24 protein-coding genes are annotated in these 24977 nt (G+C 71.0%); 18 read left to right on the top strand and 6 right to left on the bottom strand.

The window, feature by feature from the left end; translation table 11 throughout:
* Positions 1-10 precede the first annotated feature (10 nt).
* Positions 11-1651, top strand: coding sequence for a flavin monoamine oxidase family protein (locus AC5P1C_RS35580; RefSeq protein ID WP_493870121.1), 1641 nt, complete (start codon positions 11-13; stop codon positions 1649-1651).
* Here the strand turns inward: AC5P1C_RS35580 and AC5P1C_RS35575 are convergent.
* Positions 1648-3459 (bottom strand): glycoside hydrolase family 15 protein, encoded by a 1812-nt coding sequence (locus tag AC5P1C_RS35575; protein WP_493870120.1) that lies wholly within the window; start codon positions 3457-3459, stop codon positions 1648-1650. The two genes, AC5P1C_RS35580 and AC5P1C_RS35575, sit on opposite strands and share 4 nt — an antisense overlap.
* Before the next feature lie 412 nt (positions 3460-3871).
* Between AC5P1C_RS35575 and pyrG the strand changes: the two genes are divergently transcribed.
* The 11 genes from pyrG (at position 3872) to AC5P1C_RS35520 (ending at position 16628) form a co-directional block, all read left to right on the top strand.
* The gene (gene pyrG / locus AC5P1C_RS35570; protein WP_493870119.1) at positions 3872-5521 is read left to right on the top strand and encodes a CTP synthase; all 1650 of its coding nucleotides are present in this window, start codon (positions 3872-3874) and stop codon (positions 5519-5521) included.
* Between the two features lie 86 nt (positions 5522-5607).
* On the top strand, positions 5608-6234 hold the full coding sequence (locus AC5P1C_RS35565) for an NUDIX domain-containing protein (protein WP_493870118.1): 627 nt from the start codon (positions 5608-5610) through the stop codon (positions 6232-6234).
* 171 nt (positions 6235-6405) lie between these two features.
* On the top strand, positions 6406-8496 hold the full coding sequence (locus AC5P1C_RS35560) for a tetratricopeptide repeat protein (protein ID WP_493870117.1): 2091 nt from the start codon (positions 6406-6408) through the stop codon (positions 8494-8496).
* 144 nt (positions 8497-8640) lie between these two features.
* A complete protein-coding gene (gene ald / locus AC5P1C_RS35555) occupies positions 8641-9756 on the top strand; it encodes an alanine dehydrogenase (protein ID WP_493870141.1) in 1116 nt (371 codons plus the stop codon).
* A 324-nt stretch (positions 9757-10080) separates the two neighbouring features.
* Positions 10081-11256 carry a ParA family protein gene (locus tag AC5P1C_RS35550; RefSeq protein WP_493870116.1) on the top strand — a complete coding sequence of 392 codons (1176 nt, stop codon included), beginning with the start codon at positions 10081-10083 and terminating at the stop codon, positions 11254-11256.
* Entirely contained in the window at positions 11241-11840 is a 600-nt protein-coding gene (locus AC5P1C_RS35545) for a hypothetical protein (protein ID WP_493870115.1), read from the top strand. Before AC5P1C_RS35550 ends, AC5P1C_RS35545 begins: the two co-directional genes overlap by 16 nt.
* Before the next feature lie 18 nt (positions 11841-11858).
* Positions 11859-12860 (top strand): segregation and condensation protein A, encoded by a 1002-nt coding sequence (locus tag AC5P1C_RS35540; protein WP_493870114.1) that lies wholly within the window; start codon positions 11859-11861, stop codon positions 12858-12860.
* Positions 12857-13522 carry an SMC-Scp complex subunit ScpB gene (gene scpB, locus AC5P1C_RS35535; RefSeq protein ID WP_493870113.1) on the top strand — a complete coding sequence of 222 codons (666 nt, stop codon included), beginning with the start codon at positions 12857-12859 and terminating at the stop codon, positions 13520-13522. Before AC5P1C_RS35540 ends, scpB begins: the two co-directional genes overlap by 4 nt.
* Before the next feature lie 10 nt (positions 13523-13532).
* Entirely contained in the window at positions 13533-14756 is a 1224-nt protein-coding gene (locus tag AC5P1C_RS35530) for a pseudouridine synthase (protein ID WP_493870112.1), read from the top strand.
* A 142-nt stretch (positions 14757-14898) separates the two neighbouring features.
* Positions 14899-15627, top strand: coding sequence for an NUDIX hydrolase (locus tag AC5P1C_RS35525; RefSeq protein ID WP_493870111.1), 729 nt, complete (start codon positions 14899-14901; stop codon positions 15625-15627).
* Positions 15624-16628: an ADP-ribosylglycohydrolase family protein gene (locus AC5P1C_RS35520; protein WP_493870110.1), complete on the top strand. Its 1005-nt coding sequence runs from the start codon at positions 15624-15626 to the stop codon at positions 16626-16628. The genes AC5P1C_RS35525 and AC5P1C_RS35520 overlap by 4 nt, the downstream gene beginning before the upstream one ends.
* Positions 16629-16657: 29 nt before the next feature.
* On the opposite strand, the gene AC5P1C_RS35515 is transcribed toward AC5P1C_RS35520, so the two are convergent.
* From AC5P1C_RS35515 to AC5P1C_RS35500, 4 genes are read right to left on the bottom strand one after another with little or no spacing between them, the layout of a single operon-like run.
* Entirely contained in the window at positions 16658-17452 is a 795-nt protein-coding gene (locus AC5P1C_RS35515) for a nucleotidyltransferase domain-containing protein (RefSeq protein ID WP_493870109.1), read from the bottom strand.
* Positions 17453-17474: 22 nt separating this feature from the next.
* On the bottom strand, positions 17475-17942 hold the full coding sequence (locus tag AC5P1C_RS35510) for a Rieske (2Fe-2S) protein (protein ID WP_493870108.1): 468 nt from the start codon (positions 17940-17942) through the stop codon (positions 17475-17477).
* A complete protein-coding gene (locus AC5P1C_RS35505) occupies positions 17939-18532 on the bottom strand; it encodes a DUF6529 family protein (protein WP_493870107.1) in 594 nt (197 codons plus the stop codon). The genes AC5P1C_RS35510 and AC5P1C_RS35505 overlap by 4 nt, the downstream gene beginning before the upstream one ends.
* 28 nt (positions 18533-18560) lie before the next feature.
* Positions 18561-19250, bottom strand: a complete 690-nt coding sequence (locus AC5P1C_RS35500) for a hypothetical protein (protein ID WP_493870106.1) — start codon at positions 19248-19250, stop codon at positions 18561-18563.
* A 190-nt stretch (positions 19251-19440) separates the two neighbouring features.
* Here AC5P1C_RS35500 and AC5P1C_RS35495 point away from each other — a divergent pair, with 190 nt between their 5' ends.
* The 6 genes from AC5P1C_RS35495 (at position 19441) to der (ending at position 24514) form a co-directional block, all read left to right on the top strand.
* Positions 19441-19944: a YidB family protein gene (locus AC5P1C_RS35495; RefSeq protein WP_493870105.1), complete on the top strand. Its 504-nt coding sequence runs from the start codon at positions 19441-19443 to the stop codon at positions 19942-19944.
* A 133-nt stretch (positions 19945-20077) separates the two neighbouring features.
* Entirely contained in the window at positions 20078-20440 is a 363-nt protein-coding gene (gene aroH, locus AC5P1C_RS35490) for a chorismate mutase (protein WP_493870104.1), read from the top strand.
* The gene (locus AC5P1C_RS35485) at positions 20437-21522 is read left to right on the top strand and encodes a prephenate dehydrogenase (RefSeq protein WP_493870103.1); all 1086 of its coding nucleotides are present in this window, start codon (positions 20437-20439) and stop codon (positions 21520-21522) included. The genes aroH and AC5P1C_RS35485 overlap by 4 nt, the downstream gene beginning before the upstream one ends.
* A 121-nt stretch (positions 21523-21643) precedes the next feature.
* Complete coding sequence (cmk, locus tag AC5P1C_RS35480; protein ID WP_493870140.1) at positions 21644-22327, top strand: (d)CMP kinase; 684 nt, start codon at positions 21644-21646, stop codon at positions 22325-22327.
* Positions 22285-22971 carry a lysophospholipid acyltransferase family protein gene (locus tag AC5P1C_RS35475; RefSeq protein WP_493870102.1) on the top strand — a complete coding sequence of 229 codons (687 nt, stop codon included), beginning with the start codon at positions 22285-22287 and terminating at the stop codon, positions 22969-22971. Before cmk ends, AC5P1C_RS35475 begins: the two co-directional genes overlap by 43 nt.
* Positions 22972-23041: 70 nt before the next feature.
* On the top strand, positions 23042-24514 hold the full coding sequence (gene der, locus AC5P1C_RS35470) for a ribosome biogenesis GTPase Der (RefSeq protein WP_493870101.1): 1473 nt from the start codon (positions 23042-23044) through the stop codon (positions 24512-24514).
* A 72-nt stretch (positions 24515-24586) separates the two neighbouring features.
* Here der and AC5P1C_RS35465 read toward each other — a convergent pair whose 3' ends face one another.
* Positions 24587-24862, bottom strand: a complete 276-nt coding sequence (locus AC5P1C_RS35465; RefSeq protein WP_493870100.1) for a hypothetical protein — start codon at positions 24860-24862, stop codon at positions 24587-24589.
* Between the last annotated feature and the right edge of the window lie 115 nt (positions 24863-24977).

Below are 24977 nucleotides of genomic sequence, written 5' to 3'. Positions count from 1 at the left end.
GAGATCTCCCGTGTCCCGTACGCATCCCATGCACGCCTTGAAGCAACTGGCCGCGGAGCACGGAGAGGCCCAGCGCCTCGGCATCCCCGTGGCCGAACTGCGGGGCGCCGCAGAGGCAGCACCGCCCAGCCGCAGAACGGTCCTCAAAGGGGCAGCCGCAGCGGGCCTTGCGGCCGGTGCGGGCCTCGCGGCAGCTCCCCGCGCGAGAGCCTCGGCCACGAGAGGCGCACCCCGCATAGCCGTCGTAGGAGCCGGAATATCGGGCCTGACCGCCGCTCTCACCCTCCATGACGCGGGCCTGAACTGCACGCTTTACGAAGCGAATCCCGACCGGGTCGGCGGCCGCATGTACTCCCAGCGCGCCCATTGGGCGTACGGCCAGAGTTCCGAGATCGGCGGCGAGCTGATCGACACAAGCCACAAGAAGATCCTGGAGCTGTGCCGCCGCTTCGACCTCCCCGTCGAGGACTTCCTCGGCGGCGGACCCCGCGGCGCGGAGGAGATCCTCTGGTTCAACGGCGCCTACTACCCGCGGGCCCAGGCCGACGAGGACTTCAAGGATGTCTACCAACTCCTGCGCCGCGACCTGTCGGAGGCGGGCGAGGTCTTCTGGAACCAGACCACGCCGACCGGAACGGCCCTCGACAGCATGTCGATTCATGAGTGGATCGACTCCCGCGTCCCCGGAGGGCACAACTCCCCGCTCGGCCGCTGGTTCGACGTCGCCTACAACGTCGAGTACGGCGCAGACACCACCGACCAGTCCGCGCTCGCCCTCGTCCTGCTGATGGGCTACCAGACCAATCCCGGGCACTTCAACATCTGGGGCCTGTCCAACGAGCGCTACCACATCACCGGCGGCAACGACCAACTCCCGCGCGCCATCGCCGACTTCCTGCCCGACGGCACCCTGCGCCCCGGCTGCTCCCTGACCGCCGTACGCGCCAACGCCGACGGCACCCAGACCCTCACCTACACGGAGGCGGGCGCCACCCGCACCGCCACCGCCGACCAGACGATCCTGTGCGTACCGCTGCCGGTGCTCAAGCAACTCGACCTCACCAAGGCCGGGTTGGACACCCGCATGACGAACCTGCTGCGTGACGCCCGCATGGGCCACTGCACCAAACTCAACATGCAGTTCTCAAGCCGCCCCTGGCGCGGCACCGGCGCCTGGCCCGGAGTGAGCGCGGGCGACTGTTTCACCGACGTCGACTTCCAGCAGACCTGGGACACCACCAAGATCCAGCCGGGCACCGGCGGCATCCTCATCCAGTACGGCGGCGGCACCCTCGCCGAGTCGCTGTCACCGGCGGGCCCGTTCAGCACCGAGACGGACCCCTACGTACGCGACCTGTCCACCCGCTACCTCGGCCAGATCGACCGGGTCTTCCCGGGCGCCAAGGCGGCCTGGACCGGCAAGGCCCAGCTCTCCGCCTGGCACAAGAACCCCTACGCCCTCGGCGCCTACTCGTACTGGCCCGTGGGCTATCTGCACCGCTATGCGGGCTACGAAGGCACCCCGCAGGGCCCGCGGGGCGCGCTCCACATCGGCGGCGAGCACTGCTCCTACGACTTCCAGGGCTTCATGGAGGGCGGCGCGACCGAGGGAGAGCGCGCCGCCCGGGAGGTCATCGGGAAACTGGCCTAGCCGCCGTACGCCCCGGAAGCGGTCAGCCGCAGTGCCGTGTCGATCAGCGGCACGTGGCTGAACGCCTGCGGGAAGTTGCCGACCTGGCGCTGCAGCCGCGGGTCCCACTCCTCCGCGAGCAGACCCAGGTCGTTGCGGAGCGCGAGCAGCTTCTCGAAGAGCTTGCGGGCCTCGTCGACGCGGCCGATCATCGCCAGGTCGTCCGCCATCCAGAACGAACAGGCCAGGAAGGCGCCTTCGTCACCCTCGAGCCCGTCCACTCCCGCGTCGTCGCCCGTGGTGGGGTAGCGCAGGATGAAGCCGTCCGACGTCGAGAGCTCCCGCTGGATCGCCTCGATCGTGCCGATCACGCGTTTGTCGTCGGGCGGCAGGAAGCCCATCTGCGGGATGAGCAGCAGCGAGGCGTCCAGCTCCTTGGAGCCGTACGACTGCGTGAACGTGTTCCGCTCCTTGTCGTACCCCTTGTCGCAGACGTCCCGGTGGATGTCGTCGCGCAGCTCGCGCCACTTCTCCAGGGGGCCGTCGGCGTCGCCGGACTCGATGAGCTTGATCGTGCGGTCGACCGCGACCCAGCACATCACCTTGGAGTGCACGAAGTGCCGGCGCGGACCGCGGACCTCCCAGATGCCCTCGTCCGGCTGGTCCCAGTTCGACTCCAGGTAGCGGATCAGCTTGAGCTGGAGCACCGAGGCGTAGTCATTGCGGGTCAGACCCGTCATGTGCGCCAGGTGCAGGGCCTCGGTGACCTCTCCGTACACATCCAGCTGGAGCTGGTGCGCCGCGCCGTTGCCCGCACGGACCGGGGTCGAGTCCTCGTAACCCGGAAGCCAGTCGAGCTCGGCCTCGCCCAGCTCGCGCTCGCCCGCGATGCCGTACATGATCTGCAGGTTCTCGGGGTCGCCCGCCACCGCGCGCAGGAGCCACTCGCGCCAGGCGCGGGCCTCCTCGCGGTATCCGGTGCGCAGCAGCGAGGAGAGCGTGATGGCGGCGTCACGCAGCCACGTGTAGCGGTAGTCCCAGTTGCGGGAGCCCCCGATGTCCTCGGGCAGCGACGTCGTGGGCGCCGCGACGATTCCGCCGGTCGGGGCGTACGTCAGGGCCTTCAGGGTGATCAGCGAGCGGACCACGGCCTCGCGGTACGGACCGTGGTACGTGCAGTGGTCGACCCACTCCCGCCAGAAGTCCTGCGTGGCCACGAGGGCGTTCTCGGGCTCGGCCGGAGCGGGCGGCTCCTTGTGCGAGGGCTGCCACGAGATGGTGAACGCGATCCGGTCACCGGGGGCGACCGTGAAGTCCGAGTACGTCGTGAGGTCCTTGCCGAAGGTCTGGGCCGAGGTGTCGAGCCAGACCGAGTCCGGCCCGGCGACGGCCACCGTGCGCCCGTCGACCTTGTGCACCCAGGGCACCACACGGCCGTAACTGAAGCGCATCCGCAGGGCGGAACGCATCGGCACCCGGCCGCTGACGCCCTCGACGATCCGCACCAGCTGCGGGGCGTCCGTGTCGCGCGGCGGCATGAAATCGGTCACGCGGACCGTGCCGCGCGGGGTGTCCCACTCGGATTCCAGGATCAGCGAGTCACCGCGGTACGACCGCCGCGCGGCGGTCGGCGGTTGCGCGTCGGGGCTGTGAGCGGGCCCGAGGCGCCAGAATCCGTGCTCCTCCGTGCCGAGCAATCCGGCGAAGATGGCGTGCGAGTCGAAGCGGGGCAGGCACAGCCAGTCGACTGTGCCGTCCCGGCAGACCAGGGCAGCGGTCTGCATGTCTCCGATGAGTGCGTAATCCTCGATGCGCCCGGCCACGTGCATCTCCAGTCAAACGGCCACGTCGCCCTCTCGGGGGCGCTCGCTCTACGGTCAAGGGTTCGCTGTAAAACGAACTGCACGAGCCTCTTGTTCCGGTGGAACGGACGGGGGGTGGTTGCCGTTGGTCGGTCCGGCTCTGCAGCGAGTGTCCGAGCAGGATACGACGCACCCGGCTGATCTGCGCGCCGCTCCCGACAACCAGGCTGCGCCGAACGGGTGAGCGCCAGGTGAGGGACGTGTGACGTGAGTACCCGAGCGTGGCCGGAAGCAGCCTCGTCCCGTCGCTGATACCCTGGTAGCCCGTGAGCCGGTGGTCATTGAACCCCCGAACCGCAGCGACGGCACCTCCTCCAAAACCTGGGACGAGGCCGGTACGCACCCTTCAGACCGCGACCACGGGAGCCCCCCTTTGGCTATGCAGCCTAAATCCACGACGACCAAGCACATCTTCGTCACCGGGGGTGTCGCCTCTTCCCTCGGCAAGGGTCTGACTGCCTCCAGCCTGGGTGCGCTCCTCAAGGCGCGCGGCCTGCGCGTCACCATGCAGAAGCTCGACCCGTACCTGAACGTCGACCCGGGCACGATGAACCCCTTCCAGCACGGCGAGGTGTTCGTCACGAACGACGGCGCCGAGACCGACCTGGACATCGGCCACTACGAGCGCTTCCTGGACGTCGACCTCGACGGCACGGCCAACGTCACCACCGGCCAGGTCTACTCGCAGGTCATCGCCAAGGAGCGGCGCGGCGAGTACCTCGGCGACACGGTCCAGGTCATCCCGCACATCACGAACGAGATCAAGCACCGCATCCGCCGCATGGCCACCGACGACGTCGACGTGGTCATCACGGAGGTCGGCGGCACGGTCGGCGACATCGAGTCCCTGCCGTTCCTGGAGACCGTCCGTCAGGTCCGCCACGAGGTCGGCCGCGACAACGTCTTCGTCGTGCACATCTCGCTGCTGCCCTACATCGGCCCGTCCGGCGAGCTGAAGACCAAGCCGACCCAGCACTCGGTCGCGGCCCTGCGCAACATCGGTATCCAGCCCGACGCCATCGTGCTGCGCGCCGACCGCGACGTGCCGACCGCCATCAAGCGCAAGATCTCGCTGATGTGCGACGTCGACGAGGACGCGGTCGTCGCCTGTGTCGACGCCAAGTCGATCTACGACATCCCGAAGGTCCTGCACACCGAGGGCCTCGACGCGTACGTGGTCCGCAAGCTGGACCTCCCGTTCCGCGACGTGAACTGGACCCAGTGGGAGGACCTCCTGGACCGGGTGCACAACCCGAACCACGAGGTCACCGTCGCGCTGGTCGGCAAGTACATCGACCTGCCCGACGCCTACCTCTCGGTGACCGAGGCGCTGCGCGCGGGCGGCTTCGCCAACCGCGCCCGCGTCAAGGTCAAGTGGGTCACATCGGACGACTGCAAGACCGCGGCGGGCGCCGCCAAGCAGCTCGAGGACGTCGACGCGATCTGCATCCCCGGCGGATTCGGCGACCGCGGCGTGACCGGCAAGGTCGGCGCCATCACGTTCGCCCGCGAGAACAAGATCCCGCTGCTCGGCCTCTGCCTCGGCCTGCAGTGCATCGTGATCGAGGCCGCCCGCAACCTCGCGGACATCCCCGACGCCAACTCCACGGAGTTCGACTCCGCCACCGGCCACCCGGTCATCTCGACCATGGCCGAGCAGCTGGACATCGTCGCCGGTGAGGGCGACATGGGCGGCACGATGCGGCTGGGCATGTACCCGGCGAAGCTCGCCGAGGGCTCCATCGTGCGCGAGGTGTACGACGGCAAGGAGTACGTCGAGGAGCGCCACCGTCACCGCTACGAGGTGAACAACACCTACCGCGCGGAGCTGGAGAAGAACGCGGGCATCGTCTTCTCCGGCACCTCCCCGGACGGCAAGCTCGTCGAGTACGTCGAGTACCCGCGCGAGGTGCACCCCTACCTGGTCGCCACCCAGGCGCACCCGGAGCTGCGCTCGCGCCCGACCCGCCCGCACCCGCTCTTCGCGGGCCTGGTGAAGGCCGCGGTGGAGCGCCAGACGGGTAAGTAACACAAGAGCGATACGGTTGCCGGGGTACGAGCCTTATGAGGCTGGTGCCCCGGTTTCTGTTTGCACGTGTGGGAGGGCAGGGCGACATGACGATCAAGGACACCGCCGAGGAGTGGCAGGTCACGGCCACGGAGACACCCTTCGTGGGGAACAAGACCTCCGTGCGCACCGACGACGTCGTCATGCCCGACGGGACGGTCGTCCGCCGCGATTACCAGGTGCACCCCGGCTCCGTCGCCGTGCTCGCCCTGGACGACGCCGGCCGGGTCCTGGTCCTGCGCCAGTACCGCCACCCCGTCCACCACAAGCTCTGGGAGATCCCGGCCGGGCTGCTCGACATCCCCGGCGAGAACCCCCTGCACGCCGCCCAGCGCGAGCTCTACGAAGAGGCGCACGTCAAGGCCGAGGACTGGCGCGTCCTGACCGACGTCTACACCACGCCCGGCGGCTGCGACGAGGCCGTGCGCATCTTCCTCGCCCGCGATCTCTCCGAGGCCGAGGGCGAGCGCTTCGAAGTCTCCGAGGAGGAGGCCGACATGGAGCTGGCGCGCGTACCGCTCGAAGAGCTCGTACGCGGAGTGCTCGCCGGTGAGCTGCACAACAACTGCCTCGTCGTGGGCGCCCTTTCGCTGACCGCCGCGCTGAGCGGGGACGGCGTCGACGCGCTGCGCCCGGCCGACGCGCCCTGGCCCGCGCGCCCCTTCGAGGCCTGAGAGGTACCGCTCTGAGCCATGGGAGCTCTCCGGTGTGACGATCTACTGATCCGATCGGGGGACTTGTGCGCGCCGCTCGTCGGGGGAGGCGGCAGGGCCTGAACTAGGCTCTGGAAGCGTCCCGACCGGAGTCCCGGTCGGGTTCGCGCGCAGGCGGACGGAGCATGGCCCGTGACGGATCAGGCAGTCGACACGGACGGATCGGCAACGGGCGGCGCGGTGCCGCGGCCCGCTCCGGCCCAGACCTCCGGCGGCGGTCAATTCGTCGGCCGCCGCAGGGAGTTGAAAGAGCTCCGCGCCGACATCGACCGCGCGGGGCTCGACACCATCTCGGGCCGCAAGGCGCCACGCGCACGCGTGCTCCTCATCGCGGGCCGCCCCGGCTCGGGCCGCACCGCGCTCGCCGAGGAACTCGTGCGGCGGATCGCCGACGACTACCCCGACGGGGTGCTCCGCGCCCACCTCACCGAACCGGACGGCACCCGCGTGCCCACGGAACGCACCGCCCGTGAACTCCTTGACACCCTCGATGTCCCGGCACCCCCGGGAGCCGACGAGGACGAGCTCGCCGAAGTGCTCCGGGATGCCCTCTCGGGGCGCAGGGCCCTGCTGCTCCTCGACAATGCCGCGGACGCCGAGCAGGTCGACCCACTGCTGCCCGACGCGCCCGAATGCCTGGCCGTGGTCGTGTCGGAGGGCCCGCTCACCGGGATCCCGGACGTGCGGCCCTGCACGCTGGGCGGCCTGGACTCCGCGGCCGCGGTCGAGATGCTCTCCCGCGCGGTGGGCCCGGTGCGCGTCACCGTGGACCCGCGCTCGGCGGAGAGTCTCGTCGAGGCGTGCGCCGCGCATCCCGCCGCGCTCGTCCTGGCCGGCGGCTGGCTCTCCGTGCGGCCCAAGGCCGCCGTCGCCGACCTGGCCAAGCAGGTGCACGACCGGCCCGAGGAAGGGTCCGCGCTCACGCGTGTCTTCCGGCACACGTACGCCTCGCTGCCCTCGGCGGCGGCGCGGATACTGCGCTTCCTCTCCCTCGCTCCCGCCGGGCACGTCGACCCGCACACCGCGTCCGCGCTCGTGGGCTGCTCGGTCTCCGCCGCTCGCACCACTCTGGACGACTTCGTGAAGCTCGGCCTGGTCAGGGCCGTGGAGTCGCCGCTGCCGCAGTACGAGCTGCCGAGCTGCCTGATGCCGCTGCTCCGCACGCTCACCGACACCCAGGACCGGCCCGCCGAGGTGCAGCTCGCGCGGGCCCGGATGCTGGAGCGGACCGTGCGCCTCCTCCAGTCCTGCCGGGCGATCACGGAGCCGGACGGCTCGGCGGCCCGCAAGAAGCTCGCCGGCCTGCCGCGCGCCCTGCGCTTCCCCAGCCCCGCCGCCGCCTCCGAGTGGCTGCGCATCCGGCAGCCCGCCCTGCTCGCCGCCGCCAGGCTGGCGGTCGCCGACGGTGAGCTCGACACCCTCGCGCGACGCCTGATGGCGGCCCTGACGCGGGCCCTGGTCGCCCACCGGGGCACGGAGGACGCGGCCCCCGAGCTGTACGGCATCCACCGGCTCGTCCTCGATGTCGCCGAGCGCAGGCACCTGCCGCGCGAGCAGGCGGCGGCCCTTTTGAACCTCGCGGACCTGGACGCCAGGACGGGACGCACGCAAGAGGCGCTCGCGCGCTACCGGCTGGCTCTGGACGCCGGACGCGACGCGAATGATCCGTACGCGACGGGCCGCGCGATGGAATCCGTAGGCGGCGCCTACCAGGAACTGGGGGACTGGTCGCGGGCCTCGGACTGGTTCGGTCGCGCCCTCGCCCACCGGCTCGCGCGCGGCGAGCGCGCCGACGCCGCCCGCCTCTACGGCCGCATCGGAACGGCGCACACCTATGCGGGGCGCTATGGCGAGGCGCTGCGCAACTGGAGCTCGGCCGTCACCGGACACCGCAAGACCGGCGATGTGGCGGGCCAGGCAAGGGCGTTGAGCGAGCTGGCGCGGGTGCAGGAGTACGCCGGGCGGCCCGAGGAGTCGCTGCGCACCTGCCAGGAGGCCGTCGAGTGGGCGCGGCAGGCAGGCGACGTACGACTTCAGGCGGCGCTGCAGCTCAGGCTTGCCGACACCCTGGACCGGCTGGGGGACCCGGCGGCGGCCCGGCTGCACCGCAGTGCCGCCGAGCGCATGCTGGGAAGGGAGCTCGAGGAGGTCACAGGGCTTGCATCGAAAGAAGGAGCGAGGACTTCCGCCTACGAAATCCGTAGCGCTTCCGTAGAAGATTGATGCATTGAAAGGCTAGACAGCGAGAAGTCCTTCATTAGACTGGCTCCGCCGCGTACTTCCGTGGTGTCTCCGATGCGCCCTCTTGTGTGTCGGTATGTAGCGCATTGCCCGAAAAACCCCTGAGCCAAGAGGACCGTGATCGACGTGAAGGTCGGCATCCCCCGCGAGGTCAAGAACAACGAGTTCCGGGTGGCCATCACCCCCGCCGGCGTGCATGAGCTGGTGCGCCACGGCCACCAGGTCGTCATCGAGCGGAACGCCGGTGTCGGCTCCTCGATCACGGACGCGGAGTACGTCTCCGCGGGCGCCGTCATCCTGGACACCGCCGACGAGGTCTGGGCCACCGCCGACCTTCTCCTGAAGGTCAAGGAGCCCATCGCGGAGGAGTACCACCGCCTCCGCAAGGACCAGACCCTCTTCACCTACCTGCACCTGGCCGCGTCCAAGGAGTGCACGGACGCGCTCCTGGAGTCCGGCACCACCGCCATCGCGTACGAGACGGTCGAGACCGCGAACCGCGCGCTCCCGCTGCTCGCCCCCATGTCCGAGGTCGCGGGCCGCTTGGCCCCGCAGGTCGGCGCCTACCACCTGATGGCCGCCCAGGGCGGTCGCGGTGTCCTGCCCGGCGGCGTCCCCGGTGTCGCGGCCGGCAAGGCCGTCGTCATCGGCGGCGGCGTCTCCGGCTGGAACGCCATGCAGATCGCCATCGGCATGGGCTTCCACGTGACCCTGCTCGACAAGGACATCAACAAGCTCAAGGAGGCGGACAAGATCTTCGGCACGAAGATCCAGACCGTCGTCTCCAACGCCTTCGAGCTCGAGAAGGCCTGCCTCGACGCCGACCTCGTCATCGGCGCCGTCCTCATCCCCGGCGCCAAGGCGCCCAAGCTCGTCACCAACGAGCTCGTGTCGCGCATGAAGCCGGGAAGTGTCCTTGTCGACATCGCGATCGACCAGGGCGGCTGCTTCGAGGACTCGCACCCGACGACGCACGCCGAGCCGACCTTCCCGGTCCACAACTCGGTGTTCTACTGCGTCGCGAACATGCCCGGCGCGGTGCCCAACACCTCGACGTACGCGCTGACCAACGCGACGATGCCGTACATCGTCGAGCTCGCGAACCGCGGCTGGGTCGAGGCGCTGCGCCGCGACAAGGCCCTTGGCCTGGGCCTCAACACCCATGACGGCAAGGTTGTTTACAAGGAGGTCGCGGAGTCGCACGGCCTCGAGCACGTCGAGCTCGAGATGCTCCTCGCCTGAACCTGACCTCTTTCGTCAACGAAAGTCGTCAATCTCACGCCCACGGCCGGACCTTGAGAGGGGTCCGGCCGTATGCGTATGTCCATGGACATGGTCAACTCGCCTTGAACGTAACCCTTTAACCGATTCGCACACCCCGGAAATGTGCCAATGGCACCCCGCGCGCCCTTGACATGGGGGCGTTCGATTGCCGACACATCGGGCCGGGTCCGGCGGATTGTGTTGCTGCGGACCGGTGACACGCCATAGAGTCGCCAACCGTCGGCATGGTGCCACGCTGACCTATCGAGAAATTTCCTGGTCACCAAGGAGGTAAGACGACTTGTGAATGAGTCGACATTTGCTCCCGGGGGTGGTCAACCAGGAACCTCTGAGCGGGGCCAAGGACCCGTGGGGCTCGAGGCTGTCGGCTCCGTCGCTGTCCGCACCTTCGAATCCCGCCAGAAACCGCAGCCGACATTGTCTGCACCCCAGAGCATGGATGGCCATCACGTGAACGCCATGGCCGGCGACCGGAGTGGCGAGAACACCACCCACACCCAACTCGCCGACTACGAGGAACTGCCCCAGGGGCACTTCTACGACCCTGACGCCGAGTACGAGCCCGATCCCGAGTACGCGGCCACGCTGGCCCCGGACGCGGCCCGTCAGCGCCGTGAGCGCATCGGTCCCACCGGACGCCCGCTGCCCTACTTCCCGATTCCGGGCCCCCTGACCGATCACGGCCCCGCGAAGATCATCGCGATGTGCAACCAGAAGGGCGGCGTGGGCAAGACGACGTCGACCATCAACCTGGGCGCCGCGCTCGCGGAGTACGGACGCCGGGTCCTGCTCGTCGACTTCGACCCGCAGGGCGCCCTTTCCGTGGGCCTCGGGGTCAACCCGATGGAGCTGGACCTGACGGTCTACAACCTGCTCATGGAGCGGGGCATGTCGGCGGACGAGGTGCTGCTGAAGACGGCGGTCCCGAACATGGACCTGCTGCCCAGCAACATCGACCTGTCGGCCGCCGAAGTGCAGTTGGTCAGCGAGGTCGCCCGAGAGTCCACGCTGCAGCGGGCGTTGAAGCCGCTGATGCAGGACTACGACTACATCGTGATCGACTGTCAGCCCTCGCTCGGCCTGCTCACCGTGAACGCCCTGACGGCGGCCCACAAGGTGATCGTGCCGCTGGAGTGCGAGTTCTTCGCGCTGCGCGGTGTGGCCCTGCTGACGGAGACCATCGAGAAGGTCCAGGAGCGGCTCAACCCCGACCTGGAGCTCGACGGCATCCTGGCCACCATGTACGACTCCCGCACGGTGCACAGCCGTGAGGTGCTCGCGCGGGTGGTCGAGGCCTTCGACGATCACGTGTACCACACGGTGATCGGACGCACGGTCCGCTTCCCGGAGACCACGGTCGCCGGTGAGCCGATCACGACGTACGCATCGAACTCGGTCGGCGCGGCCGCTTATCGCCAGCTCGCCAGGGAGGTGCTCGCCCGGTGTCACGCCGAGTGAGTCTGCCGGGGGCCGACGAACTGTTCCGCACGACCGGGGGGATGGCGCTGACGTCGTCGTCCCCGCGGCGCCAGGCGAACGGCGAGGCACGGGTGCCGGGCCCCGCGGGGGAGAGCGACGAGACCGCCGCGGGGGATTCCCGCGGCGGCGCGACGGCCACGGATGGCGGTGACCCCGCCGAACACGGCGCCGCTGACGCGGAGTCGGGTGAATCCCGCAGCCGGTCGGCCGCCGCCGATGCCGAGAAGGACGGGCCCCGTCCGGCCCAGGACCAGGAAGGCGCCGCCGCACAGAGCGGCGGCGGCCGGTCCGCGAACTCCTCCTCGACGGCACAGGCACGGCGGCGCGCGCGGGCGGCCAACCGGCGGCCCAGCGGGCGTGAGCGGCACGACGAGAAGATCACCGTGTACGTGTCCGCCGAGGAGCTGATGGACCTCGAGCACGCGCGTCTCGTGCTGCGGGGCGAACACGGGCTCGCGGTCGACCGCGGGCGCATCGTCCGCGAGGCGGTGGCCGTCGTTCTCGCGGATCTCGAGTCCCGCGGGGACGCGAGCATTCTCGTACGACGGTTGCGTGGGCGGTAGCGGTAGCGTTCCCGCCTGATGGCCACGACTGACGACTCCGCACCGCCTGCCCCTCGCCGCGCCCTGGGGCGGGGTCCAGGGGCGGCTCCGGCGGAGCCCGAACCGGAGCCACAGTCGGCCCCCGAGCCCGAACCTGACGCGCCCGCCGAACCTGACGCGCCCGCCGAACCTGACGCGCCCCCCGAGCCCGACGCGCCCGCCGAGCCCGACGACGGCAGGTTCAAGGTCCGTCTCGCGAACTTCGAGGGCCCCTTCGATCTGCTGCTTCAGCTCATCTCGAAGCACAAGATGGACGTCACCGAAGTCGCGCTGTCCACGGTGACCGACGAGTTCATGGCGCACATCCGCGCCATGGGGCCCGACTGGGATCTCGATCAGACCACCGAGTTCCTCGTGGTCGCCGCCACCCTGCTCGACCTCAAGGCGGCCCGGCTGCTGCCCTCCGCCGAGGTCGAGGACGAGGCGGATCTCGCGCTGCTCGAAGCGCGGGACCTGCTCTTCGCGCGGCTGCTGCAGTACCGCGCGTACCGGCAGATCGCCGACATCTTCAGCGGGCGGCTCGAGGAGGAGGCGCGGCGCTATCCGCGGACCGTGGGGCTCGAGGCCCACCACGCGGAGCTGCTGCCCGAGGTCGTCATCAGCATCGGCGCCGAGGGGTTCGCCGCGCTCGCCGTGAAGGCGATGCAGCCCCGGGCCAAGCCCCAGGTGTACGTCGACCACATCCATGCCCCGCTGGTTTCCGTGCAGGAGCAGGCCGGTCTGGTCGTGGCCCGGCTGCGGGAGCGGGGCGAGGTCAGCTTCCAGGTGCTCGTCGAGGACGCGGGGGACACCCTGACCGTCGTCGCCCGCTTCCTGGCGCTCCTGGAGCTGTACCGGGAGAAGGCCGTCGAGCTGGACCAGGAGACCGCCCTGGGCGAGCTGATGGTCCGGTGGACCGGCGGCGACGGCGCGGAGGAGCCGACGGTGACCGACGAATTCGACCGCGCCCCCGAGACGACGAGTGAGGAGACGGTCACATGAGCCCAGTGAGCGACGTGAGCCCCGCGGGAGACCTGGTCGGCGCCGTCGCCGATCTGGAGCTGCGGCCCGCCCTGGAGGCCGTGCTCATGGTCGTCGACGAACCGGCCACCGAGGAGCACCTCGCCAAGATCCTCGACCGGCCCCGTCGGCAGATCGCCGACGCCCTGCGGGAGCTCGCCGACGAGTACACCGTGCAGCGCAGGGGCTTCGAGCTGCGGCTCGTGGCGGGCGGCTGGCGGTTCTACACGCGCCCGGAGTACTCCGCCGCCGTCGAGCGCTTCGTGCTGGACGGGCAGCAGGCACGGCTCACCCAGGCGGCCCTGGAGACCCTCGCGGTCGTCGCGTACCGCCAGCCGGTCAGCCGTTCCAGGGTCTCCGCGGTGCGCGGAGTGAACTGTGACGGAGTGATGCGGACGCTCCTCCAGAGGGGTCTGGTGGAGGAGGCGGGCGCGGAACCCGAAACAGGTGCGATCCTGTACAGGACGACGAACTACTTTCTGGAGCGGATGGGCCTGCGTGGCCTGGACGAGCTCCCGGAACTCGCGCCCTTCCTCCCCGAGGCGGAGGCGATCGAGGCCGAGACGCTGGAAGGCGTTCCGTCGTTCGACCCGGACGCACCCGATGCACCGGGTGACGAGTACACCCAGGACACAGCCGACTAACGGAAATTTGATGCGAAGCAGCAACGGCAGGAACAGCAGCGGAAACAACGGCGGGAGCCGTGGTGGCAACAGCGGCAGCCGTGGCAGCAGCGGTGGACGCCCCAGCGGCGGCGGTCGCGGGAGCGGCGGTGGCCGCCCGACCGGCGGTGGCCGTGGCAGCGGTGGCGGCCGTGATTACCGGGGCTCCGGAAACAGCCCCGACCGGCAGGGTCGCGGCGCCGGTGGCGCGCGCGACGACCAGGCCGCCCCGAAGCGGGAGAGCAGGCCCCGTCCCGAGGAGCGCCGCTACGACGTAGGCGGCGACGCCTCGAAGAAGGGCCGTGGCGCGGCGGCGCGCGGCGGCGCCAAGGGCGGCCCCAGGGCGCCCCAGGGCTCGGACCGGGGTACGCGGCGCGGCGCGGGAGCCCCCGCGACGTCCCGTGAGTACGACGCGCGGCAGGAAGAGCGCAACCGCGAGCGTTACGCGGGCAAGCCGAAGGCCGGCCCGCCCAAGACCTTCCCGGGCGCCGAGCAGGAGGGCGAGCGGCTGCAGAAGGTCCTCGCCCGCGCGGGCTACGGCTCGCGCCGTGCCTGCGAAGAGCTCGTCGAGCAGGCCCGTGTCGAGGTCAACGGCGAGATCGTGATGGAGCAGGGCCTGCGGGTCCAGCCGGAGCGGGACGAGATCAAGGTCGACGGCCTGACGGTCGCCACCCAGTCGTACCAGTTCTTCGCGCTGAACAAGCCCGCCGGCGTCGTCTCCACCATGGAGGACACCGAGGGCCGCCAGTGCCTGGGCGACTACGTGACCAACCGCGAGACGCGGCTGTTCCACGTGGGGCGTCTGGACACGGAGACCGAGGGCGTCATCCTGCTCACCAACCACGGTGAGCTGGCCCACCGCCTCACGCACCCGAAGTACGGCGTGAAGAAGGTCTACCTCGCGCACATCGTCGGCCCGATCCCGCGTGACCTGGGCAAGCAGCTCAAGGACGGCATCCAGCTCGAGGACGGGTACGCCCGCGCGGACCACTTCCGCGTCGTCGAGCAGACCGGCAAGAACTACCTGGTCGAGGTGACGCTGCACGAGGGCCGCAAGCACATCGTGCGCCGCATGCTCGCGGAGGCCGGTTTCCCGGTCGACAAGCTGGTGCGGACGTCCTTCGGGCCGATCGCGCTGGGCGACCAGAAGTCGGGATGGCTGCGCAGGATGTCCAACACCGAGGTCGGCATGCTGATGCAGGAGGTCGACCTCTAGGTCGTACGGAGCTCCTGAGGCCCTGGGCCATTGAAGGCGGCCGGTCCCTGCGCACGCAGGGGCCGGCCGCCTTCTGCCTGTTGCGGGCCGCACGTGACCCCCTTTATAGTCTCAGTGACCATAAAGAGAGGGGGGTCGGGCCATGCAGGGCTACGACAAGTACGCCTTCGAGCCGTTCGCCGTCACCGTGGACCTCGCCGTCTTCACCGTCCGCGCGGGCCGTCTGCACGTACTGCTCGTCGAGCGCGGCCAGGAGCCGTTCGCGGGCCGCTGGGCACTGCCCGGTGGATTCGTGCTGCCGGACGAGTCGGCCGAGACCGCCGCCGGGCGCGAGCTCGCCGAGGAGACCGGCCTCGCGGACGCCGCCGGGCTCCACCTGGAGCAGCTGCGCACCTACAGCGAACCGGACCGCGACCCGCGGATGCGCGTCGTCTCGGTCGCCTTCACGGCCCTGGTCCCCGACCCTCCCGCAGTGCGCGCGGGCAGCGACGCGGCCCGCGCGGAGTGGCTGCCGTACGCCACCCAGGGGCCGCTCGCCTTCGACCACGACCGGATCCTCGCCGACGCCCACGACCGCGTCTGCGCCAAGTTCGAGTACACCGGCCTGGCCACGGCCTTCTGCCCGCCCCAGTTCACGCTCGGCGAGCTGCGGCAGGTCTACGAGACGGTGTGGGGCGCCGAACTCGACCCGGCCAACTTCCGCCGCAAGGCGCTCGGCACGTCCGGCTTCGTCGAGGCGATCCCCGGCGCCGCGCGCCTGACGGGCGGCCGGGGCAAACCGGCGGCTCTGTACCGCGCCGGTCCCGCCACCTCCCTGCACCCGCCCCTGCTGCGCCCCTCGACCGTTTCCTCGGAAGGAAGGCCCTCATGAAGCGTGCCGCCACCGGATCCCTCATGGGCCTCGCCCTCGGGGACGCGCTCGGCTTCCCGACCGAGTTCAACGACGTACCGTCGATCCTCGCCAAGTGCGGGCCCTGGCGGGAGATGGAGCTGCCGAGGCCCGCGATCGTCACGGACGACACGCAGATGACGCTGGCGCTCGGCCGTGCGCTCAAGGCCGCGTCGGCGCGGGGGCTCTGCGGGCCCGAGCGGTTCGCGTTCCTGACGCGCAGGGAGTACGTCGCCTGGTACCACGACCCGGAGAACAACCGGGCCCCCGGCAACACCTGCCTCCGGGCCTGTGAACTCCTGGACGACCCGGACCGCGCCTGGCGCGACGCCAGCCAGCTGCACTCCAAGGGGTGCGGGGCAAACATGCGGGTCGCGCCGCTCGGGCTCATGCCGTGGCTGACCGACGAGATGCGGGCCGGCGCAGCACAGACGCAGTCCGCGCTCACCCACGGCCACCCCACGGCGCTCGCCGCCAGCGACCTCACGGCGTACGCGGTCAAGTTGCTCGCCGAGGGCACGGAGCCGATGGGCCTGGTCGGCCTGCTCCGCTCGTACGCGATCGAGAACCGCACCAACTACCGCCACGACTGGCTCGGCGACCTGTGGACCCGCTCCCAGGACCCGACCCCGGAGCACTTCATCACGCGCGGCTGGGACGACTGCCTCGCCGTCCTGGAACGCCTGGGGGCAGCGCTCCGCGACGCCAACCCGGAGACGGACCCCTGCCTGGCCACCGGCGCGGGCTGGATAGCCGAAGAGGCGCTCGCCACCGGCCTGCTGTGCTTCCTGATGTTCCCCGACGAGCCCCTCACCGCGCTGCGCCGAGCCGCCTGCACCTCCGGCGACTCCGACTCGATCGCCTGCCTGGCCGGGGCGTTCGCGGGTGCCCACCTGGGCGCGGACGCCTGGCCCGCCGAGTGGGCCGAGCGGATCGAGTACCGCGGGGAGCTGCTCGAGCTCGGGGCGCTCTGGGATTCTTGAGCCTTGCCCGTCGATCTGGGCCCCGGCCCCTACGCCGAACTCGCCTCCGTCTCTGCGGGTGTCGCTGCGGGCTCCCGGGTGTCCACTCCGCGTTCGACGCCCTGCACGATCTCGTCGTCCGCGTACGGCTCCAGGGCTGACGCCCGCCGCGCGCGGAACAGGAAGTCCGCCACCCGCTTCCGGTCCGGCTCGGCGGGCAGCGGGCTGCGGGTGGCCGCCGCGTCCGTCTCCTCCGCGAGGCGCGCCATCCAGGACTCGACCTCCGGCCACGGCACCTCGCCGCGCTTGACCGCGAGCAGCGGCTCGCGCCGGTCGCCTACGTCGATCGTCAGCTCGCCGGTGCGCAGGAGGTCGCGGCAGCTCGCCAGGAGGCGCAGGAGGTGCATCGCGTGCTTCCAGCGGGGGGCGCCGTGCACGCGTACGTCCGCTTCGAGCTTCTTGCGCTGGCCGAGCGCGTACCGGGCGAACGTGTCGTGGGCCTGGCGGGAGAGGAAGGCGCCGCGCAGGGCGAGGAGTTCGCGGCCGGTGTCCGTCACGTGTTCCACGAGGGGGGAGTGGAGGCACTCCAGGACGTTCGGGTTGGCCCGCAGGGCCAGTTCGCAGAAGCGTTCCAACTCCCAGCTGAACTGTTCCTCCGCCGGTCCTTCCACGTGCGTGGGCGGCTTCTCGAAGTGCCAGAACAGCGGGGTGGGGGCCAGGAAGACACCTCTGCGGTCGGTGTCGCTGCCGTCCGTGGCCAGGCCGAAGGCGCGCGAGCCCATCACGCAGGCGTAGACGGTGTGGTCGCGTACGAGGTGCAGGTCCTGATCCGTGGGGCGGTGCATGCGGGGAGCGTACGGCCCTGGGCTAGCCGAGGGTGATCGAATTTCCGGTGACCGTGATGTTCTGCGGGGGGAGCGGGCGTGGCGCGGGGCCGTCCGCCACCGAGGCGTCGGCCACGCGGTACTTGCTGCCGTGGCAGGCGCAGTTGATCGTGCTGTCCGACACCTCGCTGACGATGCAGCCAGAGTGCGTGCACACCGCGGAGAAGGCCTTGAAGTCACCCTCCTCGGGCTGGGTCACGACGATCTTCTTGTCCTTGAGCACCTTGCCGCCGCCGACCGGGATGTCGGAGGTCTTGGCCAACTCCTCGGCCTTGGGCGGCGGTTGATCCTCCCCGACGGACTTCGACGCCGAGGGGGATGCCGGTGCCGCCTCCGACTTCGGCGGCTCCGGTTCCGCGCCCTCGTCGCCGTACTTGCTGCACCCGGCGGTCAGCGTGACGACCCCGCCCGCGGCCAGGACGGTGCGCCGTGAGAGGGCTGCCTCGCTCATGTCGTCACTCCGAACGTACGGAAGAACCACAGCGCCGACGTCCACCAGACCACCGTGAGGACCACGAAGACCAGACCGCCCATCACCGGCAGCAGCCGGCCGGGCAGCTTCTCCGAGCGCAGCAGCAGCATCTTGGCGCTGAACGCCCCGAAGAAGAAGCAGCCGAGCAGCGAGTGCCACATCACCCGGGTCGAGTACGTCTGATAGCCGAGCGCGTAGAGGCAGTGGACCGCCACGGGGACCGCAGCCAGGAACGCGATCCGGCCCGACCAGCGGTGCAGCGCCGCCGACCAGGACGGCCCCGGAAGCCGCCCGTACACCATGAGCGCGGAGACGATCTGGACCAGGGCGAAGGCGAACGCCGTCGTGCCGAGCCAGGCCTTGACCGCGCTCGTGCTGCTGAACCCGGCGAGGTTGAACGCCGTGCCCTCGGGGTCGTGCGTCTTGCCGTACACCCCGAGGCCGACCGCGACCGCCGCGGCGACCAGGGCGGGGACGAGATAGCGCGCGGCGCTCGGACGGCGGTGGTCGCCCGCCGCGGGGGGCGGGGTGAAACCGCCCTGTGTGGCGGCGTTCGGGTCGACGCTCATGGCGGCTCCCTGGTCGGGGCGGAGCGGGTCAGGGAACGACGGGACGGGCGGTGAGGTCCCCGCCGTCGAACGGGACGCTGCCGGTCTCCGGGTCGAGGCGCGGGGCCTTTCGCGGCTTGCCGTTCTCCTTGAGGATCCCGACCTGTCGGCCGTCGGGCAGGACGATCCAGCCGCCGTCGATCTCGGCGCCGCGCACCTCGGTCGTCGCGCGGTACAGGCCGGAGGGCGGCTTGGCCCTGGCGGCGGTGAAGTCCCGTGGCCGCTCGCCGATCTCGACCGTGCCGCGGACCGCGTTGTCGGCGAGGGTGCCGTCCAGCTTCGCGCCCTGCTTGCCGGTGAGGCGCATGGAGCCGTCGTCCTCGACGTCGCCCTTCAGCCAGGACTCGGCGTCACGGCCGTTGCAGTAGTACGCGATGGCCTTGTCGTCACGGATCGAGATGGAGACCGCGGCGGCGTCGTCGGCAGTGCGGCCCGCGTACTCGGACTTCCCGGTCGGCAACTTCGAGGGGCTCTTCGACGGACTCTTGGACGGGCTCGTCGTGGGCGCGGGCGTGCTCTCGGTGGGCTTCGCGGACGTGGGCGACGGCGACGCGGCATCGCCGGCCGAGTCCCCGCCGTACGACGAATTGCCCGTCCCCGTGGTCGCGTTGAGCGACAGCATGAACAGGGCGACCAGCAGTCCCCCGAGAAGCGTGTAGAGCGGTCCGGAGCGCTTCATGCGGGCCTCCCCCGAGGCGTTGCCTTCCCGGCCCCTCCATGCAAGCGGACCCGCGCCACCGGCGTCCATAGCTGAACGCCCACCAATCGGGCCAGGTGGCGACAGGGGGCGATTCGGGCGACATTGGCATGGTCTGAGGTCCGCGCCCCTCCGAGGCGCCGACCCGGCCACTCACTCGAAAGGCGCGACCATGGCGGGTAACGATCTGGGAAGCCTTCTCGGCGGTCTCCTCGGCGGCGGCCAAGGCGGCGGTCAAGGCGGTCACGGCGGCGCGGCCGGCGGCTCCGGAGGCGGCAACGTCCTCGGCTCGCTGCTCGGCGGCCTCCTTGGCGGCACCGGAGGCACAGGCGGCACAGGCGGCACAGGCGGCGCGGGCGGCGCCCAGGGCGGCTCCGGCGGCGGGAATCCGCTGGGCGGCCTGATGGACATGATCACGAAGTCGGGCCTGGTCAGCCAGGACCAGCTGGACTCCTGGGTCGGCAAGGGCGACAACCAGCCGCTGAGCCCGGACCAGGTCAAGCAGGCCGTCCCGGACGAGACCCTGGACAAGGTGGCCACCGACGCGGGCGTCAGCCGTGACGAGGCCGCCGACCAGATCGCGCAGCAGCTGCCCCAGGCCGTCGACAAGCTGACCCCGGAGGGGCAGGTCCCCACGGGCTCGCTGGAGGACATCATCAAGGAGCAGAAGCTCTGAACCGGGCCCCGGCCCCACCCCGGTGAGCACGCGGCGTCCGTCTCGGCAGGCGGGCGCCGCGCACCCGTTCCCGGGGCCCTGACTACCCTTGTCGGTACATCAGTCGTACGTAACGCGAGCGAGGAGCAGCACTGTGGCGGTACGAGCGGTCCGGGGCGCCGTCCAACTGGAGCGGGACGCCGCCGACCACATGGACGAGCAGGTCAGCGAGCTGCTCACCGCCATCATCGAGCGGAACGGGCTCAGCCAGGAGGACCTGATCAGCATCTGGTTCACCGCGACGCCCGATCTGCACAGCGACTTCCCCGCCGCGGCGGCCCGCAGGCTCGGCATCGTGGACGTCCCGCTGATCTGCGCGCAGGAACTGCAGATCGAGGGCGCCATGCCGCGCGTCGTCCGCGTCCTCGCGCACATAGAGTCCCCCAAGCCCCGCGCCGAGATCACGCACGTCTACCTCGGCGCCGCGGCCACCCTGCGCAAGGACATCGCCCAGTGAGAACCGCCCTCGTCATCGGCACCGGCCTGATCGGCACCTCCGCCGCCCTGGCCCTCGCATCGCGCGGCGTGACCGTGCACCTCGCCGACCACGACCCCGGGCAGGCCCGCACGGCGGCCGCACTCGGCGCGGGCACCGACGAAGCGCCCGAGGGCCGTGTCGACCTGTGCGTCGTCGCCGTACCGCCCGCGCACGTCGCCCAGACGCTGGCCGACGTCATGCGGCGCGACGTGGCCCGCGGCTACCTCGACGTGGCGAGCGTCAAGGGCGGCCCGCGCCGTGAGCTGGAGGCGCTCGGCATCGACCTCACCCCGTACATCGGCACGCACCCCATGTCGGGGCGCGAGCGCAGCGGCCCGCTCGCCGCCACCGCCGACCTCTTCGAGGGGCGGCCCTGGGTCCTCACGCCCACCCGCGACACCGACACCGAGGTCCTCAACCTGGCCCTTGAGCTCGTCGCCCTCTGTCGTGCCGTGCCGGTCGTCATGGACGTGGACGCGCACGACCGCGCGGTCGCCCTCGTCTCGCACATGCCGCACCTGGTCTCCAGCATGGTCGCGGCGCGGCTCGAGAACGCCGAGGAGACGGCGGTGCGCCTGTGCGGGCAGGGCATCCGTGACGTCACGCGCATCGCCGCGTCGGACCCGCGGATGTGGATCGACATCCTGTCGGCCAACCCCGGCCCCGTCGCCGACCTGCTCGCCGCCGTCGCCACCGATCTCGACGAGACGGTGACGGCGCTGCGCGCCCTGCAGTCGGCGGACGACGACAAGCGGCGCGAGGGCGCCGCGGGGGTGGAGAGCGTGCTGCGGCGAGGGAACGCGGGACAGGTCCGGGTGCCCGGCAAGCACGGGGCCGCGCCGACGACGTACGAGGTCGTCGCGGTGCTCATCAACGACCAGCCTGGCCAGCTGGCCAGGATCTTCGGCGACGCGGACCGGGCCGGGGTGAACATCGAGGACGTACGCATCGAGCACGCGACGGGCCAGCAGGCGGGCCTCGTGCAGCTCCTGGTGGAGCCGAAGGCGGTCCCGATACTGACGGGGGCGCTGCGGGAGCGCGGCTGGTCGATCCGCCAGTAAAGGCCCGGGGCATCCGGCAGTAAGAGGTGCGCGCGGGAGCCAGTAACCTTGTGCGGGGCGTGTCTGCGCCCCGCTACCTCGCCCCCGCGTCCTGAGAGAGGTTCCGCACCCCGTGGAAACCGTGGAAACCGCCCCGGCAGCCGTGATCGTCGCCATCGACGGGCCCTCCGGCACGGGCAAGTCGAGCACCTCCAAGGCCGTCGCCGCCCAGCTCGGCCTCAGCTACCTGGACACCGGCGCCCAGTACCGCGCGATCACGTGGTGGATGGTGCACAACGGCATCGAGCTGACGGACCCGACCGCCATCGCCGCGGTCGCGGGCAAGCCCGAGATCGTCTCCGGCAACGACCCGCTCGCCCCGACCATCACGGTCGACGGCACGGACGTCGCCGGGCCGATCCGCACCACCGAGGTCACCTCCAAGGTCAGCGCCGTCAGCGCCGTCCCCGAGGTGCGCACCCGCATCACGGAGCTGCAGCGCACCATCGCCGCCTCCGCCGAGAAGGGCATCGTCGTCGAGGGGCGCGACATCGGTACGACCGTCCTGCCCGACGCCGACCTGAAGATCTTCCTCACCGCCTCGCCCGAGGCCCGCGCCGCCCGCCGCAGCGGCGAGCTCAAGGGCGCGGACGTCGCCGCCACGCGTGAGGCGCTCATCAAGCGGGACGCGGCCGACTCCAGCCGCAAGACGTCCCCGCTGGCCAAGGCCGACGACGCCGTCGAGGTGGACACCACCGAGCTCACGCTGCAGCAGGTCATCGAGTGCGTCGTCACCCTCGTCGAGGAGAAGCGGGCCGCGAAGTGACCGCGGCGCCGTCGGAACGGGGTGCGGAGGTCGGCCGCCGCATCGGCGTCGGCCTCATGTACGGCCTGTGGAAGCCCCGCGTCCTCGGCGCCTGGAAGGTCCCCGCGACAGGACCGGTGATCCTGGCCGTGAACCACTCCCACAACGTCGACGGCCCGATGGTGATGGGGACGGCCCCCAGGCCGACGCACTTCCTCATCAAGAAGGAAGCCTTCATCGGCCCCCTCGACCGTTTCCTGCGCGGCATCGGGCAGGTGAAGGTGGACCGTGAGATCGCCGACCGCACGGCGATCACCCGGGCCCTCGGCGTGCTCGACGGCGGCGGCGTCCTCGGGATCTTTCCCGAGGGCACCCGGGGCGAGGGCAATTTCGCCTCGCTGCGTGCCGGCCTCGCGTACTTCGCCGTACGGAGCGGGGCGCCGATCGTTCCGGTCGCCGTTCTGGGAAGCACGGAGAAGCGCGGACGGTTGTTGAAGGGGCTGCCTCCACTGCGCAGCAGGGTCGACGTCGTCTTCGGCGACCCCTTCGAGGCGGGCGACGACAGCGGACGGCGTACGCGCAAGGCGCTCGACGAGGCGACCGTGCGCATCCAGGAGCGGCTCACCGCCCACCTGGCCGACGCCAGGCGCCTGACCGGGCGCTGAGCGAGACTTTCAGTAGTGGATCGTCGCGAGGCGGTCCACCGATCACGAATACGACAGAGGTACGGACTTCATGAACGACCAGATCCAGCCCGAAGGCTCGGCTGAACACGAGCACGGGGCGCTTGGCGATGCCGAGTACGCGGAGTTCATGGAGCTCGCCGCGGAAGAGGGCTTCGACGCCGAGGAAGTCGAAGGCGCGATCGGCGAGGCGGGCCACGGCCCGCTGCCCGTCCTCGCGGTGATCGGCCGCCCGAACGTCGGCAAGTCGACCCTCGTCAACCGCATCATCGGCCGCCGCGAAGCCGTCGTCGAGGACCGCCCCGGCGTGACCCGCGACCGTGTGACGTACGAGGCCGAGTGGGCGGGCCGCCGCTTCAAGCTCGTCGACACCGGCGGCTGGGAGCAGGACGTCCTCGGCATCGACGCGTCCGTCGCCGCCCAGGCCGAGTACGCGATCGAGGCGGCCGACGCGGTCGTCTTCGTCGTGGACGCGACGGTCGGCGCCACCGACACGGACGAGGCGGTCGTACGACTGCTCCGCAAGTCCGGCAAGCCCGTCGTCCTGTGCGCCAACAAGGTCGACGGCCAGTCCGGCGAGGCCGACGCCACCGCCCTGTGGGCCCTCGGCCTCGGCGAGCCGCACCCCGTCTCCGCGCTGCACGGCCGCGGCACCGGCGACATGCTGGACGCCGTCCTGGACGCGCTGCCCGAGGCGCCCGCCACGACCTTCGGCCTCACCGTCGGCGGCCCGCGCCGCATCGCGCTCATCGGCCGCCCGAACGTCGGCAAGTCGTCCCTGCTCAACAAGGTGGCGAACGAAGACCGCGTGGTCGTCAACGAGGTCGCGGGCACCACCCGTGACCCGGTCGACGAGCTGATCGAACTCGGCGGCGTCGTCTGGAAGTTCGTGGACACCGCGGGCATCCGCAAGCGCGTCCACCTGCAGCAGGGCGCCGACTACTACGCGTCGCTGCGTACGGCGGCCGCCGTCGAGAAGGCGGAGGTCGCGGTCATCCTGATCGACGCCAGCGAGTCGATCAGCGTCCAGGACCAGCGCATCGTCACGATGGCGGTCGAGGCGGGCCGCGCCATCGTCGTCGCCTTCAACAAGTGGGACGTCCTCGACGAGGAGCGCCGCTACTACCTGGAGCGGGAGATCGAGACCGAGCTCCTCCAGGTCGCGTGGGCTCCGCGGGTCAACGTCTCCGCCGAGACCGGCCGCCACATGGAGAAGCTCGTCCCGGCGATCGAGACGGCCCTCGCGGGCTGGGAGACGCGCGTCCCGACCGGGCGGCTCAACGCCTTCCTCGGCGAGCTCGTGGCCTCCCACCCGCACCCGATCCGCGGCGGCAAGCAGCCCCGCATCCTCTTCGGCACGCAGGCGGGCACGAAGCCGCCGCGGTTCGTGCTCTTCTCCTCCGGCTTCATCGAGCACGGCTACCGCCGCTTCGTGGAGCGCAGGCTCCGTGAGGAGTTCGGCTTCGAGGGCACGCCGATCCACATCTCGGTGCGGGTGCGCGAGAAGCGCGGCCGCAAGAAGTAGGCAGGGATGGACAGAGGGGCCGGGCCCCGCCTTCGAGTCGAAGGCGGGGCCCGGCCCCTCGTCGGTGGTGCCTCAGAGCCCTCTGCGCGGCCCCGGCGGCAGCGCCGCCGGGTCGTGTCCGCCGTAGCGCGTCACGTGCAGCTGGCTGAAGGTGTTGTGCCGCGGTTCGTGCCGGTCACCGACACGGTGCATGCCGTACGGCGCGCTGCCGAACGACGTGAACCCCAGATCCTCCTCACCGCTCCGGTCCCCCGGAAGGGCCTTGAACGACCTGCGGTACTCCGAGTAGAGCGCGTCGTAGATCGGAGTGGCCGAGTGGTCGCCCCCCGCTTCCTGCGCCGAGCGCATGGAAGGGATGGGGGTCTGGTACGCCGGCCGGGGGCGGGAGGGGTCGTATGTGTGCACGTATGTGCCAACGACCCCACCCGCGTACGGATGCGGGGGCCGCGCCGCTTTCACGGCC

The organism is Streptomyces sp. A18 (assembly GCF_059026065.1).
Note: the sequence above shows the minus strand (reverse complement) of the source record. Positions and strands in the feature narration are given on the sequence as shown.

Excerpts from the sequence above, each read along its gene's own strand:
- AC5P1C_RS35575 (WP_493870120.1), bottom strand. The coding sequence starts at position 3,459 with ATGCACGTGGCCGGGCGCATCGAGGATTACGCACTCATCGGAGACATG.
- AC5P1C_RS35540 (WP_493870114.1), top strand. The coding sequence starts at position 11,859 with ATGGCCACGACTGACGACTCCGCACCGCCTGCCCCTCGCCGCGCCCTG.
- AC5P1C_RS35495 (WP_493870105.1), top strand. The coding sequence starts at position 19,441 with ATGGCGGGTAACGATCTGGGAAGCCTTCTCGGCGGTCTCCTCGGCGGC.
- AC5P1C_RS35510 (WP_493870108.1), bottom strand. The coding sequence starts at position 17,942 with ATGAGCGAGGCAGCCCTCTCACGGCGCACCGTCCTGGCCGCGGGCGGG.
- AC5P1C_RS35530 (WP_493870112.1), top strand. The coding sequence starts at position 13,533 with ATGCGAAGCAGCAACGGCAGGAACAGCAGCGGAAACAACGGCGGGAGC.
- AC5P1C_RS35520 (WP_493870110.1), top strand. The coding sequence starts at position 15,624 with ATGAAGCGTGCCGCCACCGGATCCCTCATGGGCCTCGCCCTCGGGGAC.
- scpB (WP_493870113.1), top strand. The coding sequence starts at position 12,857 with ATGAGCCCAGTGAGCGACGTGAGCCCCGCGGGAGACCTGGTCGGCGCC.
- AC5P1C_RS35500 (WP_493870106.1), bottom strand. The coding sequence starts at position 19,250 with ATGAAGCGCTCCGGACCGCTCTACACGCTTCTCGGGGGACTGCTGGTC.
- AC5P1C_RS35525 (WP_493870111.1), top strand. The coding sequence starts at position 14,899 with ATGCAGGGCTACGACAAGTACGCCTTCGAGCCGTTCGCCGTCACCGTG.
- AC5P1C_RS35505 (WP_493870107.1), bottom strand. The coding sequence starts at position 18,532 with ATGAGCGTCGACCCGAACGCCGCCACACAGGGCGGTTTCACCCCGCCC.
- AC5P1C_RS35515 (WP_493870109.1), bottom strand. The coding sequence starts at position 17,452 with ATGCACCGCCCCACGGATCAGGACCTGCACCTCGTACGCGACCACACC.
- pyrG (WP_493870119.1), top strand. The coding sequence starts at position 3,872 with ATGCAGCCTAAATCCACGACGACCAAGCACATCTTCGTCACCGGGGGT.
- AC5P1C_RS35565 (WP_493870118.1), top strand. The coding sequence starts at position 5,608 with ATGACGATCAAGGACACCGCCGAGGAGTGGCAGGTCACGGCCACGGAG.
- AC5P1C_RS35465 (WP_493870100.1), bottom strand. The coding sequence starts at position 24,862 with ATGCGCTCGGCGCAGGAAGCGGGGGGCGACCACTCGGCCACTCCGATC.
- der (WP_493870101.1), top strand. The coding sequence starts at position 23,042 with ATGAACGACCAGATCCAGCCCGAAGGCTCGGCTGAACACGAGCACGGG.